Raw genomic sequence first — 20,047 nt, 5'->3', positions numbered from 1 at the left:
TTAGTTGAGCAGCCCGTTAGCAGATGAGCCCGCACTGGCGGTTTGCCCGCCGCTCTGCGGCGAGGATTGCAACGGATGTGCGAGGAAATAGTTACGCAGCCCGCCGTAAATCGCTTCGGCAATTTGTTGCTGGTAGGCATCGCTTCCCAGTAGCCGCTCTTCGCTGCTGTTACTGATAAAGCCTGTTTCGACCAGCACCGACGGAATATCCGGTGAGCGCAGAACGCCAAGGCTGGCGTGTTCCGGGCGGCGTTTATGTAATGCACCGATACGCTGAAGCTGGCTGAGCATACTGGTGGCGACATCATAGCCTACGCGCTGCGAATGGCCGAACTGTAAATCCAGCACCGCCTGGCTCAGATAAGGGTCAGACTGGCTATTTGCCAGCACATCGCCCGCGCCGCCAAGCAGCTCGGACTGTTTCTCATGCTGCTCCAGCCAGCCCGCCATTTCACTGTTTGCACGGCGGTTAGACAGCACCCATACCGAAGCGCCGGTGGCGTCGCGGTTAGGCGCAGCATCGGCATGAATCGAAACCAGAAAGTTTGCGTTCTGCTTACGCGCCACGTCGGAGCGGCCCATCACCGAAATAAAGTAATCGCCATCGCGAGTCATGACCGGTTTGAACATGGGGTCACCATTCAGTAACGTCCGCAGTTTCCGCGCGATGGAGATAGTGACATTTTTCTCCTGCGTTCCCCCTGCGCCAATCGCGCCGGGGTCCTGACCCCCGTGCCCGGCATCGATGGCAATCACCACTTTATCGCCAGAAGCCGCGCGCGACTGCATCGCAGGCCGCGTGATGGTATTACTACTGGTGACGCTGGTGATACGATCGTTTTCGCCTTTAAACGGATTACGTCCCGGTGCCGTTTGTTGCGGCATAACCGCCGGGGTTTCCGCGCGTTTCACTACCACTTTTGGCGGCGGTGGCGGAGGAACATCAGCATCAATGGTAAAGACGACAGTGTAGCCCGCTCCGCTTTGCTGTTTCACCGCGCGGGTTTTGCCGTTCTGCGTCAGATCCACCACCAGCCGAATCGACTGGTTGTCCTGTGCGGTACCGGCACGAATGCTTCTCACCAGATTATTGCCACTGAACTGCAGCGGCAGACCCTGAATCACGCCGGTCTGCTTGATGTCCAGCGCAACGCTGCGCTTGCCCTGCTGCGAAAACGAATAGTCAGGATCGCCCATAAAACTGAAGGTAATACGCGCCTGGCTATCGCCATTCGACACCTGAATATCCGCTAAACTCGCCGCACTCACCTGCGTACACAGCAGTAACAACGCGAGCGCCAACCAACTTTTCACGCGACAGATCATTCCGTCATCCTTCCGGTTAACCGGCCATACGTGCCAGTAACGAATCGCCAGATGAGGATACAGCGCTAATGCGCGCCTCACGCCCCTGCGCCTGGTAATCTAAATGGATTTCGACATCCGGGTCAGGCAGTACACCCGCACCTTGTTGCGGCCACTCGACCAGGCAAATCGCATCGTTGGCAAAATAATCACGGATCCCCATAAATTCCAGTTCCTCCGGGTCCGCAAGGCGGTACAAATCGAAGTGATACACCATTAATTTATCGAGGGTGTAAGGTTCAACCAGTGTGTAAGTCGGGCTTTTGACATTGCCGTTATGGCCTAAAGCCTGCAGAAATCCCCGGCTAAAGGTGGTTTTACCTGCACCAAGATCGCCATATAAATAAATCACTGTCGCGCCGTCGCAGGCCTGCGCCACACGCTTGCCGAGATCGAGTGTTGATTGCTCGTCAGGTAAAGGAATAACTCGATTAATCATCTTCTGTTTCAACTACATCCGGGTTAACAACACGCAACAGCGTGCTAAAAAGATCGGTTGCCAGCATGCCTCGCTGGCCGTGCTGCACCGCCAGGCGATCCGCCGCCGCGCCGTGCGCGACACACCCGGCGCAGGCCGCGTCATACAGGCTCAATTTTTGCCCCAGTAGCGAACCGATAATGCCCGACAGCACATCGCCCATTCCACCACTTGCCATCCCGGCGTTACCGGCATCAATAATGCCCGTTTCGCCTTCGTCGCTGGCGATAACCGTACCCGCACCTTTCAGCACGACAACACCTGCGTAACGTTTTACCAGACGCCGGGCGGAAAGTAAGCGGTCGCTTTCAATTTCTGCCACGCTACAGTTAAGCAGGCGAGCGGCTTCGCCGGGGTGCGGGGTCAGAACGCGATTGTGACGTTTATCGGGATTGATTGCCAGAAGGTTCAGCGCATCCGCATCCCATAACATCGGTTTGCGAAAATTTTCCACTTTCTGGAGCGCCTTTTTACCCCACTCCTGTTGTCCAAGACCGGGGCCAATGACCACCACATCTGCCCATTCAAGGCTCTCATCCAGCGACTCGGCGGTGAGTTCGTGCACCATCAATTCCGGGCGCGCGGTAATAATGGGCGCAATATTCTCGCTACGCGTCAGTACCCGCACCAGGCCAGCGCCTGTGCGCAACGCAGCTTCTCCCGCCATGCGCACCGCGCCAGCCGTTCCGTGATCGCCACCGATAATCACCAGCCGCCCGAAATCACCTTTATGTGAAGTGGGTCGCCGTGGCGTAAACCACTGGGTAAGCAGGGTGGCATCAAAACGGGAAATTGATATTTGCTGGCCTGAAAGCCAGGCGTCAAGCCCCAGCGCATGGTGATGTAATTGACCAACCACATCACGCGCTTTGCCCGTTAGCAAACCGGGTTTAAGGGCGATAAACGTTACCGTATGACACGCCTGCATCACCGCACCAGCGGCCGCGCCGGTTTGCGCATTCAGGCCAGAGGGAATATCCAGCGCCAGCACGGGAGCCGGGTGCGCATTGGCATGATCAATCAGCGCTGCCACATCATCGCGCGGCGCACTGGTCAGGCCGGTGCCAAGCAGCCCATCAATAATGAGATCAACCTGTTCCGGCCACAAAACGTCAGCCGCATGGATCTCGCCGCCCGCGTTGAGCCACGCCTCGCGCGCCTGCGCGGCCTCTTCCGGCAGCGGTTTGTTGCTCTCCAGCGCCAGCAGCGTCACGGAAAGCCCCGCCGCTGCGGCTAAACGCGCCACCACATAGCCGTCGCCACCGTTATTGCCGTGACCGCATAGCACGAGCCAGCAGCGCGCAGCAGGAAACTGTTTCCGCGCAATGTTGAATGCCGCTTCTCCCGCGCGCTGCATCAGTTCATAAAGCGTAATGCCAAGGCTATCCGCCGCCTCTTTTTCAGCGCGTCTGAGGTCCTCAGCAGGCCAGACAGAGTGTGGTATACTTGCTGCGATTTTCTTCATTGTATGGTCCGTCATGTCAGAACCCCTCGATCTCAATCACTTAGCGCAACAAATCAAACAGTGGGGCACTGAACTGGGTTTTCAGCAGGTCGGTATTACCGATACCGATCTCAGCGCCAGCGAACCTGCGTTACAGGCATGGCTGGATAAACAATATCACGGCGAGATGGAGTGGATGGCGCGTCACGGTATGATGCGCGCCCGCCCCCATGAGCTTCTCCCCGGCACGCTGCGCGTTATCAGCGTGCGAATGAACTACCTTCCCGCACAAGCGGCCTTCGCCAGCACGTTGAAAAACCCGACGCTCGGCTATGTCAGCCGTTATGCGCTGGGCCGCGATTACCATAAGCTGCTGCGCAACCGGTTAAAAAAGCTCGGCGAGCTGATCCAGCAGCAATGTGCTTCGCTGAATTTTAGACCTTTTGTCGATTCTGCGCCCATTCTCGAGCGCCCGCTGGCGGAAAAAGCCGGGCTTGGCTGGACAGGTAAGCACTCACTTATCTTAAGCCGCGACGCAGGCTCGTTCTTTTTCCTTGGCGAGTTATTGATCGATTTACCGCTGCCCGTCGACCAACCGGTTGAAGAAGGCTGCGGTCGCTGTGTGGCCTGCATGACCATCTGCCCGACCGGCGCAATTGTCGAACCTTACACGGTCGATGCCCGACGCTGCATTTCTTACCTCACCATTGAGCTGGAAGGCGCTATCCCTGAAGAGCTTAGGCCGCTGATAGGCAACCGCATCTACGGCTGCGACGATTGTCAGTTGATCTGCCCGTGGAACCGTTTCTCTCAACTGACCGACGAAGAAGATTTCAGCCCACGTAAAGCGCTGCACGCCCCAGCGTTGATTGAACTGTTCGGCTGGACCGAGGCGTATTTTTTGAAAATCACTGAGGGCTCGGCCATACGCCGTATTGGTCATCTGCGCTGGCTACGGAATATTGCCGTCGCGCTGGGAAATGCACCGTGGGACGTTGCCAATATTCAGGCGCTGGAACAACGTCTGGGTGAGCACCCACTTCTCGACGAACACATACAGTGGGCGATTGCGCAGCAAATTGAGAAGCGTAACGCCTGCGTGGTGGAAGTCCAGACGTCGAAAAAACAACGGCTGGTTCGGGTGGTTGAAAAAGGGTTACCACGCGATGCCTGAGCCATCCACAGCTTGTGAATAAAATTAAAAACACATTACGATTCAACGTTCACAAAATCGTCAAGCGATCGTGTTAACAGTTTGAAATGTTATTTTCTTATTTATTTTCAACGCATTAAAAGAAAATCGTTTGCTTATCGAAGTAATCGTTGTGTTGCGAATGAAAGGCTCGCCTGTGGATAAGTCTGTTCACAAACGTTTAGCGAAGACAATAAAAAACGTCCCCAACGAGGAAACGCGCTGTGGATAATTTATTGGATTTGAAAATTTGGAGCGGGAAACGAGACTCGAACTCGCGACCCCGACCTTGGCAAGGTCGTGCTCTACCAACTGAGCTATTCCCGCATACTTATCTGGTTTGGCTTGCTTGCCGTCACCAGTAAATCTGGATGGTGCGTGCCTTTCGGCATTTCAAATTTGGAGCGGGAAACGAGACTCGAACTCGCGACCCCGACCTTGGCAAGGTCGTGCTCTACCAACTGAGCTATTCCCGCATATTTATCTGGATTCAACGTCAATGCCGAAGCCAGTAAATCTGGATGGTGCATTTCAAATTTTGGAGCGGGAAACGAGACTCGAACTCGCGACCCCGACCTTGGCAAGGTCGTGCTCTACCAACTGAGCTATTCCCGCTTATCATCGATTTTTCAGTAACTTGCTTACGCTTTTCACCAAAATTTCGTGATACCGTGTTGCACATTTCTGTGTCTTCACGGGAGGCGCATTATACGAGAAATCCTTCCTGCTGCAAGCCCCCGAAAGCAAATTTTCGCTTTTTTTGTTCAAGTGCCGATTTAATCGACAAAACGCGCATTTTTCCAGCAAAACCGCATCACTACTGGCCTACAGGGCCGACGATAAAATTTTCGACCCTGCGCCGTTACCGTATTACAACTTAATAAAATGCTCGCGATAGTAAGCAAGTTCCGCCACTGATTCGCGAATATCATCCAGCGCCTGATGGGTGTTCTGCTTTTTCAGACCGTCCAGTACTTCCGGTTTCCAGCGGCGCGCCAGCTCTTTCAGCGTGCTGACATCCAGGTAACGATAGTGGAAATAGGCTTCGAGCTCCGGCATGTACTTAAACAGAAAGCGGCGATCCTGGCCGATACTGTTACCGCAAATCGGCGATTTCCCCGCGGGTACCCACTCTTTCAGGAACGCTATAGTCGCCAGTTCTGCCGCACGGTCATCCAGTTGGCTGGCCTTGACGCGATCCACCAGGCCGCTACCGGTGTGCGTACGTACGTTCCAGTCATCCATCAGCGCTAACTGCGCGTCGGATTGGTGAACGGCAATTACAGGACCTTCCGCCAGAATGTTGAGGTTTGCATCGGTCACTAGCGTCGCGATTTCAATAATGCGATCGCGCTCGGGATCTAACCCCGTCATTTCAAGATCGATCCAAATGAGGTTGTTTTCATTTGCGCTCATGCTATTTTCCACCCTTCTCGCGTAACTATATTCATCTAAAATTGCGTGTATCATAGTCGTTTTGCCCATCCGGGGCGACCAGGAGCCAGCACGATTGAGTAAAAATAAACTCTCCAAAGGGCAGCAGCGCCGCGTCAATGCGAACCACCAGCGCCGACTGAAAACGTCTGCGGAGAAAGCTGACTACGATGACAACCTGTTCGGCGATCCGTCCGAAGGGGTGGTGATCAGCCGCTTTGGCATGCATGCCGATGTGGAATCTGCCGATGGCGAAGTGCATCGCTGCAACATACGTCGCACTATCCGCTCGCTGGTGACCGGCGATCGCGTGGTGTGGCGTCCGGGTAAAGCGGCGGCTGAAGGCGTCACCGTGAAAGGCATCGTAGAAGCGGTCCATGAACGCACCTCGGTGCTGACCCGCCCTGACTTTTACGATGGCGTCAAACCGATCGCGGCAAACATCGACCAGATCGTCGTGGTTTCCGCCATCCTGCCGGAGTTATCGCTCAATATCATCGACCGCTATCTGGTGGCGTGCGAAGCCTTGCAGGTCGAGCCGTTAATTGTGCTGAACAAAATTGATCTGCTGGATGACGACAGCTTGCGCTTCGTTAACGAGCAGATGGATATCTATCGTGGGATTGGCTACAAGGTGCTGATGGTTTCAAGCCATACGCAAGACGGGCTGGCACCGCTTGTTGAAGCCTTGACCGACCGCATAAGCATCTTCGCGGGTCAATCCGGGGTGGGTAAATCGAGTCTGCTCAATGCGTTGCTCGATTTTCAGGAAGATCAAATCCTCACCAACGACGTTTCCGACGTCTCTGGTCTTGGCCAGCACACCACGACTGCGGCGCGGCTTTATCATTTCCCGCATGGCGGCGATGTGATTGATTCACCGGGTGTTCGCGAGTTTGGCCTCTGGCATCTCGAACCGGAACAAATCACCAACGGCTTTGTCGAATTCCATGACTATCTTGGTCATTGCAAATACCGCGACTGCAAACACGATACCGACCCAGGTTGCGCCATCCGCGAAGCGGTAGAGAAAGGCGAAATCGCCGAAAGTCGGTTTGAAAACTACCACCGCATTCTTGAGAGCATGTCGCAAGTAAAAACGCGTAAAAGCTTTTCTGAATCTGATGACTGACAACTACGCTTAGCGTCGCTAAAATCGTCCCCTTTTTAAAGGCTTCGGCGCTTACGCGCCGGGTCAGGAACGACAAAAACAATAGCCTGGAGGCTACCTTGTTAAACTCATTTAAACTTTCGCTTCAATACATTCTGCCTAAACTGTGGCTCACTCGCCTGGCGGGCTGGGGCGCGAGCAAACGTGCAGGCTGGCTGACCAAACTGGTTATCGATCTGTTCGTAAAATACTACAAGGTCGATATGAAAGAAGCGCAGAAGCCGGACACCGCCAGCTACCGCACTTTTAACGACTTTTTCGTCCGCCCACTGCGTGACGAAGTGCGCCCGCTCGATACTGACCCGAACGTGCTGGTGATGCCTGCGGACGGTGTGATTAGCCAACTTGGCGCTATCGACAACGACAAAATTCTGCAGGCCAAAGGGCACAACTACACCCTGGAAGCGCTGCTGGCGGGCAACTACCTGATGGCGGATCTGTTCCGTAACGGTAGCTTTGTCACCACCTATCTCTCGCCGCGCGACTATCACCGCGTGCACATGCCGTGCAACGGCATCCTGCGCGAGATGATTTACGTGCCGGGCGATCTTTTCTCCGTGAACCATTTGACGGCGCAGAACGTGCCGAACCTGTTTGCCCGTAACGAACGCGTGATCTGCCTGTTTGATACCGAGTTTGGTCCGATGGCGCAAATCCTTGTCGGCGCGACGATTGTCGGCAGCATCGAAACCGTATGGGCGGGCACCATCACTCCACCGCGCGAAGGCATCATCAAACGCTGGACCTGGCCTGCCGGTGAAAGCGAAGGCGCGGTTGCCCTGCTGAAAGGCCAGGAGATGGGCCGTTTCAAACTCGGTTCTACCGTAATTAACCTGTTTGCGCCGGGCAAAGTGAATTTAGTCGAGCAGTTACAGAGCCTGTCAGTGACCAAAATTGGCCAGCCGCTGGCGATTTCCGCCGAAACCTTCGCGCCTGTTGATGCACAACCGGCACCGCTTCCGGAAGCGGAAATCAAAGCAGAGCATGACGCCAGCCCGCTGGTAGACGACAAGCAAGACGAAAGCTAAGCCTTAACCATTCTGGAGACTGATGTGCGCCTGATTATCGTTTTTCTGATGGCCTGGTGCCTCAGCCTGGGGGCTATCGCCGCAACGGCCCCCGATGCCCGGCAAATCGCCCAGGAGCTGGAGCAAGCCAAAGCGGCGAAAAACACGCCGGATCAGGCCGAAACCGTCGAGGTGCTCCAGGCCGCGCTAAACGCGCTCGAAGAACGTAAAGGTTCACTCGAGCGCGCCAAACAATATCAAGAAGTCATTGATAACTTCCCCAAACTCTCCAGAACGTTGCGCGCGCAGCTCGATAACCTGCGTGATGAACCGAAACCTGTTCCGGCGGGCATGAGCAGCGATGCGCTGAATCAAGAGATCCTGCAAGTCAGCAGCCAGTTGCTGGAGAAAACCCGTTTAGCTCAGCAGGAGCAGGAGCGCGCACGGGAAATTAGCGATTCGCTAAGCCAGCTACCACAGCAGCAAACCGATGCGCGCCGACAGGTCACTGAAGTTGAACGCCGCCTCGGCGCGCAAAACAGCAATACTCCGCTGGCACAAGCACAAAACTTTGGCGCGCAGGCGGAATCCGCGAAGCTGAAAGCGCTGGTTGACGAACTGGAGCTGGCGCAGCTATCAGCCAATAACCGCCAGGAGCTGGCGCGCATGCGCTCCGAGCTGGCGCAAAAACAGAGCCAGCAATTAGACGCGTATTTACAAGCGTTGCGTAATCAACTCAATAGCCAGCGCCAGCGCGAAGCGGAACAGGCACTGGAAAGCACCGAATTACTGGCCGAAAACAGTGCCAACTTGCCAGCGGGAATTGTCGAGCAGTTTCGCATTAACCGCGAGCTGTCACAGGCGCTGAACCAGCAGGCGCAGCGTATGGATCTGGTGGCCTCACAGCAGCGCCAGGCCACCGGGCAGACATTACAGGTTCGTCAGGCGCTGAATACCCTGCGTGAACAATCGCAATGGCTTGGCGCCTCCAATATGCTCGGTGAAGCGTTGCGCGCGCAGGTCGCTCGTCTGCCAGAGATGCCAAAACCGCAGCAGCTTGATACCGAAATGGCGCAGTTGCGTGTGCATCGCATGCGCTATGAAGATCTGCTGAATAAGCAGCCGCAACTGCGACAAATCCGCCAGGCGGATGGCCAGGCGCTGACGGCTGAGCAAAACCGCATTCTGGAAGCACAACTGCGCACCCAGCGCGAACTGCTGAATTCGCTATTGCAGGGCGGCGATACGCTAATCCTTGAACTCACCAAGCTCAAAGTTTCCAATAGCCAATTGGAAGACGCGCTAAAAGAAGTGAATGAAGCCACTCACCGCTATCTGTTCTGGACGGCGGACGTCAGCCCTATCTCCTTCGCCTGGCCGATTGAGATTGTGCAGGATCTGCGTCGCTTGCTTTCGCTCGATACCATCAGCCAGTTGGGCAAAGCCAGCGCCATGATGCTCACCAGCAAAGAGACGCTATTCCCGCTGTTTGGCGCGTTGCTGCTGGTGGGTTTTAGCATTTACTCCCGTCGTCACTTTACGCGCTTTCTGGAGCGTTCCAGCGCGCGCGTGGGCAAAGTGACGCAGGATCACTTCTGGCTCACCATGCGGACGGTGTTCTGGTCAATTCTGGTCGCCTCGCCGTTGCCGGTATTATGGAAAACGCTCGGCTACGGCTTGCAGGAAGCCTGGCCCTACCCGCTGGCAGTGGCGATTGGCGACGGCGTAACCGCCACCGTGCCGCTGCTGTGGGTGGTGATGATCTGCGCCACATTCGCCCGCCCGACCGGCTTATTTGTCGCCCACTTCGGCTGGCCGCGTAACCGTGTGGCAAGAGGGATGCGTTATTACCTGATGAGCATCGGTTTTATTGTGCCGCTGATCATGGCGCTGATCATGTTTGATAACCTTAACGATCGTGAGTTCTCGGCGTCGCTGGGGCGGCTCTGTTTTATTCTGATTTGCGGGGCGCTGGCGATTGTGACGCTAAGCCTGAAGCGTGCCGGGATCCCGTTGTATGTTGATAAAGCTGGCAGCAGTGAAAATATGCCCAACCACCTGTTGTGGAACCTGCTGCTCAGTGCGCCTCTGGCGGCGATTCTGGCTGCCTGCGTGGGTTATCTGGCTACGGCGCAGGCGCTGCTGGCGCGTCTGGAAACCTCGGTCGCCATCTGGTTCCTGCTGCTGGTGGTGTATCACATCATCCGCCGCTGGATGCTGATCCAGCGCCGCCGTCTGGCCTTTGAACGCGCCCGCCACCGCCGCGCGGAGATCCTCGCCCAACGCGCCCGTGGTGAAGAAGATGTTCCCCATCACACCAGTACCGAAGGCACTGCCGAGGTGGATGAGCCGGAAGTCGATCTTGATGCCATCAGCGTACAGTCATTGCGCCTGGTGCGTTCGATCCTGATGCTGATCGCCCTGCTGTCGGTGATTGTGCTGTGGTCCGAAATCCATTCCGCCTTTGGCTTTCTGGAAAATATCCCGCTATGGGATGTCACCTCAACGGTACAAGGCGTGGAAAGCCTGGAGCCCATCACCCTCGGCGCGGTGCTGATCGCCATCCTGGTGTTTATTATCACCACCCAACTGGTGCGCAACCTCCCCGCCTTGCTGGAGCTGGCGTTGCTGCAACATCTGGATCTGGCACCCGGCACGGGTTATGCCATCACCACGATCACCAAATATCTGTTAATGCTGTTTGGCGGGCTGGTAGGCTTCTCGATGATCGGTATTGAGTGGGCCAAATTACAGTGGCTGGTCGCGGCACTCGGCGTTGGGCTGGGTTTTGGCTTGCAGGAGATTTTCGCCAACTTTATCTCTGGCCTGATTATCCTGTTTGAAAAACCAATCCGCATTGGCGATACGGTGACGATCCGCGATCTGACCGGTAGCGTCACCAAGATCAATACGCGCGCGACGACCATCAGCGACTGGGATCGCAAAGAGATCATCGTGCCGAACAAGGCGTTTATCACCGAACAGTTTATTAACTGGTCGTTGTCGGATTCGGTCACGCGCGTGGTGCTGACGGTACCGGCACCCGCCGATGCCAACAGCGAAGAGGTGACGCAAATTCTTTACACTGCGGCCGAACGCTGTTCGCTGGTGATTGATAACCCGGCGCCGGAAGTGTTCCTCGTCGATTTGCAGCAAGGTTTGCAACTGTTTGAGCTGCGAATTTATGCGGCGGAAATGGGGCATCGCATGCCGCTGCGCCACGAAATCCATCAGTTGATTCTGGCTGGCTTCCGCGAACACGGTATCGATTTGCCTTTCCCGCCGTTCCAGATGCGTCTGGAGAGTCTCGACGGCAAACGCACGGCAAGAACGCTGACGTCCTCCGGCAAAAGCAGCCGCCCGGCGGGCAGTTTGTAAGCCAACAAAAAAGGCGCCTCAGGCGCCTTTTTTACTGTGTACTCAATGGGTCATCAGGCCCGGTCGACGGTAAACGCAATCACATCCGCCAGGCTTTCAGCCTGCAACGCCAGCATCACCAGACGGTCAACGCCCAGCGCAACACCGGAGCAATCCGGCAGACCGGCTTTCAACGCTTCGAGCAGGTTTACATCTACCGGTTGCTGCGGCAAACCGCGCGCGGCACGTTTGCGGTTATCCTGCTCGAACCGCTGCTGCTGTTCGCGGGCATCGGTCAGCTCATGGAAACCGTTCGCCAGCTCAATGCCTTTGAAATAAACCTCAAAACGCTCAGCAACGCGGTGATCTTCGGTGCTGATCTGCGCCAGCGCCGCCTGGCTTGCCGGGAAGTGATACACGAAAGCCGGACGATCTTTGCCGATCTGCGGCTCCACGCCCATGGTGAACAGCAGTTGCAGCAGCGTGTCCCGATCTTCTTCTGTATCGGCGATATTGCTCAGATCAAGCTTCGCCGCCGCTTCACGCAGCTGGGTTTTATCAGCAGAAAGTGGGTCGATTTCCAGATAACGCTGGAAAGCCTGCTGGTAAGAGAGCGACTCTGCCGCCTGGCACTCCAGCACCTGTTGCAGCAAATCATCCACTTCATTCATCAGGCGATACATGTCGTAGTGCGGGCGATACCACTCGAGCATGGTGAATTCAGGGTTGTGATGACGGCCCATCTCTTCGTTACGAAAACTTCTGCACAACTGGAAAACCGGACCACAACCCGCAGCCAGCAGGCGTTTCATGTGATATTCCGGGCTGGTCATCAGATAGAGATTTAGCCCCTGAGAGTGGCCTGGGCCAACAAAACGGGTTTCGAACGGGAACAGGTGAATATCTGTCACCGTCGCCTGGCTCATACAGGGCGTTTCCACCTCAAGCACACCGCGATCGGCAAAGAAACGGCGAATTTCCGCCATAATTGCCGCGCGTTTCAATAGGTTGGGGATGGATGCGCTCGGCTGCCAGGTTGCCGTCTCGCTCATGGTACTTTCTCCGATTTCAGACAAGGGCACGAAGTCTACCCGCATCGATCCGCAGAGACAAATTTTGCGCAAAATAATTTCATTAATGTCGTCTATAACTAGATGGGTAAACATTTAATGGTGATATCAATCAAGATCGATGACATATCACCGCATAGAACAGCAAAAAAATCGAACGCATCAAATTTCCCCCGAATCTCTACGGTTATACTGCCCGTACCCAAAAAGGAGCAGTGGAACATATCCGCAACTACCTTGAGCGCTTCAGGCTTATCGTTGCGGAACAACAATAATCTGGAGGAATGTCGTGCATACCTTTCAAGCCGATATCGCTGTGATTGGCGCAGGCGGAGCGGGATTACGCACCGCGATCGCTGCGGCGCAAGCCCATCCCAACGCCAAAATCGCACTGATTTCAAAAGTCTATCCCATGCGCAGCCACACCGTTGCTGCGGAAGGCGGCTCTGCCGCCGTCGCCCAGGATCATGACAGCTTCGAGTACCATTTCCACGATACCGTTGCTGGCGGTGACTGGCTCTGCGAACAGGATGTCGTTGACTATTTTGTGCATCATTGCCCGACAGAGATGACCCAGCTTGAACAGTGGGGCTGTCCGTGGAGCCGCCGTCCTGATGGAACGGTCAATGTGCGCCGCTTCGGCGGGATGAAAATCGAACGTACCTGGTTCGCCGCCGATAAAACCGGCTTCCACATGCTGCATACCCTGTTCCAGACATCCCTTCAGTTCCCACAAATTCAACGTTTCGACGAGCATTTCGTACTGGATATCCTGGTCGATGACAACCATGCCCGCGGGCTGGTGGCCATGAATATGATGGAAGGTACGCTGGTGCAGATCCGCGCCAATGCGGTGGTGATGGCAACGGGCGGCGCGGGTCGCGTTTACCGTTACAACACCAACGGCGGCATTGTCACCGGCGACGGTATGGGCATGGCGCTGGCACACGGCGTGCCGCTGCGCGACATGGAGTTTGTGCAGTACCACCCGACCGGCCTGCCCGGCTCCGGCATTCTGATGACCGAAGGTTGCCGCGGTGAAGGTGGGATCCTCGTCAACAAGAACGGCTACCGTTATTTGCAGGATTACGGCATGGGCCCGGAAACCCCGCTCGGCGAGCCGAAAAACAAATATATGGAGCTTGGCCCGCGCGACAAAGTGTCGCAGGCGTTCTGGCACGAGTGGCGCAAAGGCAACACCATCTCCACACCGCGTGGCGATGTGGTGCATCTCGATTTGCGTCATCTCGGCGCGAAGAAAATCAACGAACGTTTGCCGTTTATCTGCGAGCTGGCGAAAGCCTATGTTGGCGTCGATCCGGTCAAAGAGCCGATTCCGGTACGCCCAACCGCGCACTACACCATGGGCGGTATCGAAACCGATCAAAACTGCGAATCCCGCATCAAGGGTCTGTTTGCCGTAGGCGAGTGCTCTTCTGTCGGCCTGCACGGCGCAAACCGTCTAGGCTCGAACTCGCTGGCGGAGCTGGTGGTGTTTGGTCGCCTTGCCGGTGAACGCGCTATGGAACGCGCCGCAACCGCAACCGAGGCCAATGACAGTGCGCTGAACGCACAAGCCGCCGACGTGGAAAAACGCCTGAAAGCGCTGGTGAACCAGGACGGCACTGAAAGCTGGGCGAAAATCCGCGATGAAATGGGTGAATCCATGGAAGAAGGTTGCGGCATCTACCGTACGCCGGAACTGATGCAGAAAACCGTGGATAAGCTGGCGGAGTTGCAGGAACGCTTTAAACGTGTGCGCATCACCGACACATCCAGCGTCTTTAATACCGATGTCCTTTACACTATTGAACTGGGTCACGGTCTGAATGTCGCCGAATGTATGGCGCACTCCGCGCTGGCTCGTAAAGAGTCTCGCGGTGCGCATCAGCGTCTGGATGAAGGCTGTACCGAGCGCGATGACGTTAACTTCCTCAAGCACACGCTGGCTTTCCGTGATGCCGATGGCGCTACCCGTCTGGAGTACAGCGACGTGAAGATCACCACGCTGCCGCCAGCAAAACGCGTCTACGGTGCTGAAGCTGAAGCGACCGAGAAGAAGGAGACGAACAATGGCTGAGATGAAGAATCTGAAAATCGAGATTGTCCGTTACAACCCGGAAGTAGACAACGCGCCGCACAGTGTTTTTTACGATGTGCCTTACGATGAAGCCACTTCGCTGCTCGATGCGCTGAACTATATCAAAGACAACCTCGCGCCGGACCTGAGCTATCGCTGGTCGTGCCGTATGGCGATTTGCGGCTCCTGCGGCATGATGGTTAACAAAGTGCCGAAACTCGCCTGCAAAACCTTTCTGCGCGATTACGAGAAAGGGCTGAAAGTCGAAGCGCTGGCTAACTTCCCGATCGAGCGCGATTTGGTGGTCGATATGACCCACTTTATCGAAAGCCTTGAAGCGATTAAGCCCTACATTATTGGTAACGCGCGCACGCCGGATCAGGGGCCTAACAAGCAAACCCCGGCGCAGATGGCGAAGTATCACCAGTTCTCCGGCTGTATCAACTGTGGTTTGTGTTATGCCGCTTGCCCGCAATTCGGTCTGAACCCGGAATTTATCGGCCCGGCAGCGATCACGCTGGCGCATCGCTATAACCTCGACAGCCGCGACAACGGTAAGAAAGAGCGCATGGGGCAACTCAACAGCCAGAACGGCGTGTGGAGCTGTACGTTTGTCGGTTACTGCTCGGAAGTCTGTCCGAAGCATGTCGATCCGGCCGCCGCTATTCAGCAGGGCAAGGTGGAAAGTTCGAAAGACTTTCTTATCGCCACCCTGAAACCACGCTAAGGAGTGCATTATGACGACTAAACGCAAAGCCTGGGTTCGTCCCATGCCATCAACCTGGTGGAAAACCCTGCCGTTTTATCGCTTCTATATGCTGCGTGAAGGAACGGCGGTCGCGGCGGTCTGGTTCAGCCTCGAACTGATCTTCGGCCTTTTTTCTCTGAAACATGGGCCGGAAAGCTGGGCAGGGTTTGTACATTTTCTGCAAAACCCGATTGTGCTGATCCTCAACCTGATCGCGCTGGCGGCAGCGCTGCTGCACACCAAAACCTGGTTTGATCTGGCACCGAAAGCCCAGCTCATTATTGTGAAGGGCGAAAAAATGGGTCCAGAGCCGGTTATTAAAGGGCTTTGGGTGGTAACGGCAGTGGTCACCGTGGTGATCCTGTTTGTCGCACTGTTCTGGTAAGGAGGCCAACGTGATTAACCCGAATCCAAAACGTTCTGACGAACCCGTTTTCTGGGGATTATTTGGCGCTGGCGGTATGTGGGGCGCGATCGTCACACCGGTTATCGTGCTGTTGATTGGCGTGCTGTTGCCGCTGGGATTCTATCCCGGCGACGCGCTCGGCTACGATCGCGTGCTGGCGTTTGCGCAAAGCTTTATTGGCCGCGTCTTTATCTTTTTAATGATTGTATTGCCGGTGTGGTGCGGTCTGCATCGTATCCACCACATGATGCATGATTTAAAAATCCATGTGCCCAGTGGTAAATGGGTGTTTTATGGCCTTGCCGCCATTCTCACCGTCGTTACCCTGATCGGTGTTTTATTTCTTTGATAGCAGTCGCTCTCCTGCGTAAGCAGGAGAGCAAATTTCCCGCCAGCGTCTATACCCTAAAGAAAAGATCTGGAAGGAAAATCTCATGCGCCTGATGCTTCTCATCGTGACGGTTATCGCTGCGCTGTTCATCTCCGGCTGTAGTTCTCCCACACCTCCTGACGGCGTGACCGTCGTACAAGACTTCAATACGCAACGCTATCTGGGTAAATGGTACGAAATTGCCCGCTTTGACCACGCATTTGAACGCGGACTGGAAAGGGTCACCGCCACGTATAGCCTGCGCGACGATGGCGGTTTGACGGTAGTGAATCGCGGTTACAACACACAACGCGGTATGTGGCAGCAAGCCACCGGCACCGCGTATTTTACCGGTGACCCACGCACCGCTGCGCTGAAAGTCTCCTTCTTTGGCCCCTTCTACGGCGGCTATAACATCCTCGCATTGGACAAAGATTACCGCTATGCGCTGGTTTGCGGGCCGGACCGCGACTATCTGTGGATATTGTCCCGCACGCCCACCCTGCCGGCAGACGTAAAACAGCAGATGCTCGACATCGCGGCCCGACAGGGGTTTGCCGTGGAAAAACTGCTCTGGATTAACCAGCCCCATTAATGGGCGCTCAGTTTCAACCCGATAATCCCGGCCACGATCAGACAAAGGCTAAGGATACGCGCCAGACTTGCCGATTCGCCGAGCAGCACAATGCCGGCGACGGCGGCACCGACTGCGCCAATACCGGTCCAGATGGCATATGCCGTTCCCACCGGCAACGTTTTCATTGCCCATGACAGCAGCACGACGCTTGCGACCATTGCCGTAACGGTAATGATGCTTGGCGTAATCCGTGTAAAACCGTGGGTATATTTCAGGCCGATAGCCCAAACCACTTCAAGAAGACCTGCAATAAGAAGAATTAACCAGGACATTTTTGGCTCCAGTGCGGGGCCGTCCCCATTGTGAATGAGCGCAAACGGGTCGTCCCGTTTGGCGTGTTAGAGAGGCAAATTTTGCCGATTTAGGCTCATTATTTCAATATTTTTGTTCTTGCTCAATTTTAGACGTTTTAAAGCGAGAAATAGCCACTGTTCGCAGCGGAATTCCGGCATTTATTCACCATATCTACCCCCTATGATGAATCCGCTCTCCTGAATTCAGGACGTTGTGCGCCACTCTCTGACTGCGAAGAAAAATATGTTCAAGATTCTCGTGATTGACCGCTGTTACTTCACCCGCACAGGGATGGAATCCTGGCTCAATCAACCCGATTTGTTCCCCGCTTCCTTCCTGGTAACCGCGTTGCATAACTTAATGCTCGCCAAAGAACATATTGTGCAGTGGCAGCCGGATCTGGTGATTGCCGATCTTCACGGATTCAAGAATGAAATACATCATATTCAACAGCTTGCATCATTTTTTTCTGTTTGTAACGACCCCACGCAAGTGATGTTGTTAGAGTCTGGCGAAGATGCGCAACTGTCAGAATTTTGCGCGCAGTTTGCTGTTCAGGCGACACTGTTGAAAACAGAACCGCTGGAAAAACTGGCGAAAATTATCGACGCAATGGTGCTGGCGCGCCCGATCCGTGCGATACCGAAAATCGCCACTCCGCTGCTGACAAAGCAGGAAGAGAAAGTACTGACGCTATGGATGGAAGGGAATAATAACCAGGCGATTGCCAGGAATCTCAGCATTAACGGTAAGACCGTTTACACCTACAAGCGCAATATCAGAATGAAGCTGGGGATGGGAAACCGTTTTACACCGTTCTTATCACTGCCGGAAAACTCAAATTAACGGTACGGCAAGCGCCGTACCGACAGTGATTACTGTTGCGCTTTTGACGCTGCGCCAGAAATCGCGTTACCGCCATCGGAGATATCTTCTCCCACACCACGTGTGGTGTTACAGGCCGTCAGGACTGAGGAAAGAACCAGAACAGAAAAGATCGCAGCAATTGTCTTCTTAACCATAATATCTTCCTTTTGTAGCCAATATTGTTTGTGTATAGCCACTTAAGCATAGACAAAATCCGGGAAGGTTACCGGAATGGAAGCATTTTTAGGAAGAGAGGAAGTTTTAGTTCGCTGCGCGGGAAATGACATGGCCCAGACTTTGGATGTCTTCGCCAACGCCGCGGGCGGTATTGCAACCGGAAAGCAGTGCGCAACTGATAAGAAGTAGAGAGAAGAATTTCGTCAGACGTTTCATATCATCCCTGCCTGCAAAGTTCGACGGCGTAGCACGGCGCTACGCCGACGTCGTGAGGATTATTTCACGCGAGATACGTATTCGCCAGAGCGAGTATCTACTTTAATCACTTCACCAATCTGCACAAACAGCGGAACTTTAACCACTGCGCCAGTGCTCAGGGTAGCCGGTTTGCCGCCGGTACCTGCGGTGTCACCTTTCAGTCCTGGATCGGTTTCAATAACTTCCAGCTCAACGAAGTTCGGCGGGGTAACGGCGATCGGTTGGCCGTTCCACAGCGTTACGATGCACTCAGCCTGATCCAGCAGCCATTTTTCGCTGTCGCCAATCGCTTTTGCGTCAGCAGAGAGCTGTTCGAAGGTTTCGTTGTTCATGAAGTGCCAGAACTCACCGTCGTTGTACAGGTAAGTCAGGTTCATATCGACAACGTCCGCGCCTTCTGCGGAATCAGTAGATTTGAAGGTTTTTTCTACACGCGTACCGGTCAGCAGACGACGCAATTTAACGCGTGCGAAAGCCTGGCCTTTGCCTGGTTTAACGAATTCGCTGGCTTCAACCGCATAAGGTTCGCCGTCCATCATGATTTTAAGACCGGCACGAAAATCGTTGCTATAGTAAGTCGCCATAAGGCCCTCTGAAATTGTTAACTGGTAGCTAAGCCACAAAATGGCGCATATTGTAACCCTAAAAACCCCATCCAGAGAAGATTGGTTAATACAACTTGCCGATGTAATCACCGATCCGGATGAACTGTTACGTCTTCTAAAGATAGACACTGATGAAAATTTAATCGCTGGCGGTGAGGCAAAGCGCTTGTTCCCGCTACGCGTTCCCCGCGCATTTGCAGCGCGCATGCAGCAGGGAAATCCGCATGATCCGCTTCTGCGTCAGGTACTTACTTCACAGGAAGAGTTCATTGCCGCGCCAGGTTTCAGCACCGATCCGCTGGACGAACAGAGCAGCGTGGTACCCGGTTTACTGCACAAATATCGCAATCGTGCGCTGCTGCTGGTTAAAGGCGGCTGCGCGGTAAATTGTCGTTATTGCTTCCGTCGCCACTTTCCTTATGCCGATAACCAGGGCAACAAACGCAACTGGCAAGGCGCGCTGGACTATATTGCAGAGCACCCGGAACTGGATGAGATCATTTTTTCCGGCGGCGATCCGCTGATGGCAAAAGATCATGAGCTGGACTGGCTGCTTGCCCAACTGGAAGCAATCCCGCATATCAAACGCCTGCGCATTCACAGCCGTCTGCCGATTGTGATTCCGGCGCGGATCACCGATACGCTAAGCGCGCGTTTTGCCCGCTCATCGCTGCAAATTTTGCTGGTGAACCACATCAACCACGCCCAGGAAATCGGTGATGATTTTCGTCATGCCATGGCGCAACTGCGGCAGGCCAATGTCACGCTGCTGAACCAGAGCGTGCTGCTGCGCGGCGTGAATGATAATGCGCAAACGCTGGCGGATTTAAGTAATGCGTTATTCGATGCGGGTGTAATGCCTTATTACCTGCATGTGCTGGATAAAGTGCAGGGTGCGGCGCACTTTATGGTCAGTGATGACGAGGCGCGCACGATTATGCGCGAACTGCTGACGCTGGTGTCGGGTTATATGGTGCCGAAACTGGCGCGTGAGATTGGTGGTGAACCCAGTAAAACGCCGCTGGATTTGCAGCTTCGTCAGAGTTAAAAAAAACGGCTACGCGATGAGAGCAAACGTAGCCGCGAA

The 20,047-nt window shown here is 54.8% G+C and carries 20 protein-coding genes and 3 tRNA genes; 11 read left to right on the top strand and 12 right to left on the bottom strand.

The genetic code is table 11. The features are described from left to right. The 3 genes from amiB to nnr are packed head-to-tail and all read right to left on the bottom strand — an operon-like array spanning position 1 to position 3,323. Positions 1–1,326 (bottom strand): N-acetylmuramoyl-L-alanine amidase AmiB, encoded by a 1,326-nt coding sequence (gene amiB / locus M8Q36_RS08150; RefSeq protein WP_249880551.1) that lies wholly within the window; start codon positions 1,324–1,326, stop codon positions 1–3. Between the two features lie 16 nt (positions 1,327–1,342). Then, complete coding sequence (gene tsaE, locus M8Q36_RS08145) at positions 1,343–1,804, bottom strand: tRNA (adenosine(37)-N6)-threonylcarbamoyltransferase complex ATPase subunit type 1 TsaE (RefSeq protein WP_017459175.1); 462 nt, start codon at positions 1,802–1,804, stop codon at positions 1,343–1,345. After that, the gene (gene nnr / locus M8Q36_RS08140) at positions 1,797–3,323 is read right to left on the bottom strand and encodes a bifunctional ADP-dependent NAD(P)H-hydrate dehydratase/NAD(P)H-hydrate epimerase (protein ID WP_249880550.1); all 1,527 of its coding nucleotides are present in this window, start codon (positions 3,321–3,323) and stop codon (positions 1,797–1,799) included. Before nnr ends, tsaE begins: the two co-directional genes overlap by 8 nt. Here nnr and queG point away from each other — a divergent pair. Continuing rightward, complete coding sequence (queG, locus tag M8Q36_RS08135; protein ID WP_249880549.1) at positions 3,322–4,461, top strand: tRNA epoxyqueuosine(34) reductase QueG; 1,140 nt, start codon at positions 3,322–3,324, stop codon at positions 4,459–4,461. The two genes, nnr and queG, sit on opposite strands and share 2 nt — an antisense overlap. Before the next feature lie 269 nt (positions 4,462–4,730). Here queG and M8Q36_RS08130 read toward each other — a convergent pair. From M8Q36_RS08130 to orn, 4 genes are all read right to left on the bottom strand, one after another. Next, a tRNA-Gly gene (locus M8Q36_RS08130) sits at positions 4,731–4,806 on the bottom strand. Positions 4,807–4,879: 73 nt separating this feature from the next. Beyond that, positions 4,880–4,955, bottom strand: a tRNA-Gly gene (locus tag M8Q36_RS08125). Between the two features lie 63 nt (positions 4,956–5,018). After that, positions 5,019–5,094 (bottom strand) — tRNA-Gly (locus M8Q36_RS08120). Between the two features lie 255 nt (positions 5,095–5,349). Then, the gene (gene orn / locus M8Q36_RS08115) at positions 5,350–5,895 is read right to left on the bottom strand and encodes an oligoribonuclease (protein WP_249880548.1); all 546 of its coding nucleotides are present in this window, start codon (positions 5,893–5,895) and stop codon (positions 5,350–5,352) included. A gap of 94 nt (positions 5,896–5,989) precedes the next feature. Between orn and rsgA the strand changes: the two genes are divergently transcribed. From rsgA to mscM, 3 genes are all read left to right on the top strand, one after another. Further along, positions 5,990–7,045, top strand: a complete 1,056-nt coding sequence (rsgA, locus tag M8Q36_RS08110; RefSeq protein ID WP_175273884.1) for a small ribosomal subunit biogenesis GTPase RsgA — start codon at positions 5,990–5,992, stop codon at positions 7,043–7,045. Positions 7,046–7,143: 98 nt separating this feature from the next. Next, a complete protein-coding gene (gene asd / locus M8Q36_RS08105) occupies positions 7,144–8,112 on the top strand; it encodes an archaetidylserine decarboxylase (protein ID WP_020456222.1) in 969 nt (322 codons plus the stop codon). Between the two features lie 24 nt (positions 8,113–8,136). After that, positions 8,137–11,469: a miniconductance mechanosensitive channel MscM gene (gene mscM, locus M8Q36_RS08100; RefSeq protein ID WP_249880547.1), complete on the top strand. Its 3,333-nt coding sequence runs from the start codon at positions 8,137–8,139 to the stop codon at positions 11,467–11,469. Between the two features lie 53 nt (positions 11,470–11,522). Here mscM and epmA read toward each other — a convergent pair whose 3' ends face one another. After that, positions 11,523–12,500: an elongation factor P--(R)-beta-lysine ligase gene (gene epmA / locus M8Q36_RS08095; protein WP_017459182.1), complete on the bottom strand. Its 978-nt coding sequence runs from the start codon at positions 12,498–12,500 to the stop codon at positions 11,523–11,525. A 307-nt stretch (positions 12,501–12,807) separates the two neighbouring features. Here epmA and frdA point away from each other — a divergent pair, with 307 nt between their 5' ends. The 5 genes from frdA to M8Q36_RS08070 all read left to right on the top strand — a co-directional run bounded on the left by frdA (position 12,808) and on the right by M8Q36_RS08070 (position 16,717). After that, positions 12,808–14,598 (top strand): fumarate reductase (quinol) flavoprotein subunit, encoded by a 1,791-nt coding sequence (frdA, locus tag M8Q36_RS08090; protein ID WP_020456219.1) that lies wholly within the window; start codon positions 12,808–12,810, stop codon positions 14,596–14,598. After that, complete coding sequence (locus tag M8Q36_RS08085) at positions 14,591–15,325, top strand: succinate dehydrogenase/fumarate reductase iron-sulfur subunit (protein WP_249880546.1); 735 nt, start codon at positions 14,591–14,593, stop codon at positions 15,323–15,325. The genes frdA and M8Q36_RS08085 overlap by 8 nt, the downstream gene beginning before the upstream one ends. 10 nt (positions 15,326–15,335) lie before the next feature. Then, complete coding sequence (gene frdC, locus M8Q36_RS08080) at positions 15,336–15,731, top strand: fumarate reductase subunit FrdC (RefSeq protein WP_020456217.1); 396 nt, start codon at positions 15,336–15,338, stop codon at positions 15,729–15,731. Between the two features lie 10 nt (positions 15,732–15,741). Then, positions 15,742–16,101: a fumarate reductase subunit FrdD gene (gene frdD, locus M8Q36_RS08075; protein ID WP_017459187.1), complete on the top strand. Its 360-nt coding sequence runs from the start codon at positions 15,742–15,744 to the stop codon at positions 16,099–16,101. A gap of 85 nt (positions 16,102–16,186) precedes the next feature. Further along, entirely contained in the window at positions 16,187–16,717 is a 531-nt protein-coding gene (locus tag M8Q36_RS08070) for a lipocalin family protein (protein WP_249880545.1), read from the top strand. Here the strand turns inward: M8Q36_RS08070 and sugE are convergent. Further along, a complete protein-coding gene (gene sugE, locus M8Q36_RS08065) occupies positions 16,714–17,031 on the bottom strand; it encodes a quaternary ammonium compound efflux SMR transporter SugE (RefSeq protein ID WP_249880544.1) in 318 nt (105 codons plus the stop codon). The genes M8Q36_RS08070 and sugE overlap by 4 nt on opposite strands. A 265-nt stretch (positions 17,032–17,296) precedes the next feature. On the opposite strand from sugE, the gene M8Q36_RS08060 reads away from it, so the two are divergent. Then, the gene (locus M8Q36_RS08060) at positions 17,297–17,899 is read left to right on the top strand and encodes a LuxR C-terminal-related transcriptional regulator (protein WP_249880543.1); all 603 of its coding nucleotides are present in this window, start codon (positions 17,297–17,299) and stop codon (positions 17,897–17,899) included. 29 nt (positions 17,900–17,928) lie between these two features. On the opposite strand, the gene ecnB is transcribed toward M8Q36_RS08060, so the two are convergent. The 3 genes from ecnB to efp form a co-directional block, all read right to left on the bottom strand. Continuing rightward, on the bottom strand, positions 17,929–18,075 hold the full coding sequence (ecnB, locus tag M8Q36_RS08055; RefSeq protein ID WP_020456213.1) for a lipoprotein toxin entericidin B: 147 nt from the start codon (positions 18,073–18,075) through the stop codon (positions 17,929–17,931). 106 nt (positions 18,076–18,181) lie between these two features. Then, positions 18,182–18,313, bottom strand: a complete 132-nt coding sequence (locus M8Q36_RS08050; RefSeq protein ID WP_071925253.1) for an entericidin A/B family lipoprotein — start codon at positions 18,311–18,313, stop codon at positions 18,182–18,184. Between the two features lie 59 nt (positions 18,314–18,372). Further along, a complete protein-coding gene (gene efp, locus M8Q36_RS08045; protein WP_017459193.1) occupies positions 18,373–18,939 on the bottom strand; it encodes an elongation factor P in 567 nt (188 codons plus the stop codon). 40 nt (positions 18,940–18,979) lie between these two features. Between efp and epmB the strand changes: the two genes are divergently transcribed. Next, entirely contained in the window at positions 18,980–20,008 is a 1,029-nt protein-coding gene (gene epmB, locus M8Q36_RS08040) for an EF-P beta-lysylation protein EpmB (protein WP_249880542.1), read from the top strand. The last annotated feature ends 39 nt before the right edge of the window (positions 20,009–20,047 follow it).

It is taken from the genome of Kosakonia sp. R1.Fl (assembly GCF_023516815.1).
Lineage (GTDB): Bacteria > Pseudomonadota > Gammaproteobacteria > Enterobacterales > Enterobacteriaceae > Kosakonia.
Note: the sequence above shows the minus strand (reverse complement) of the source record. Positions and strands in the feature narration are given on the sequence as shown.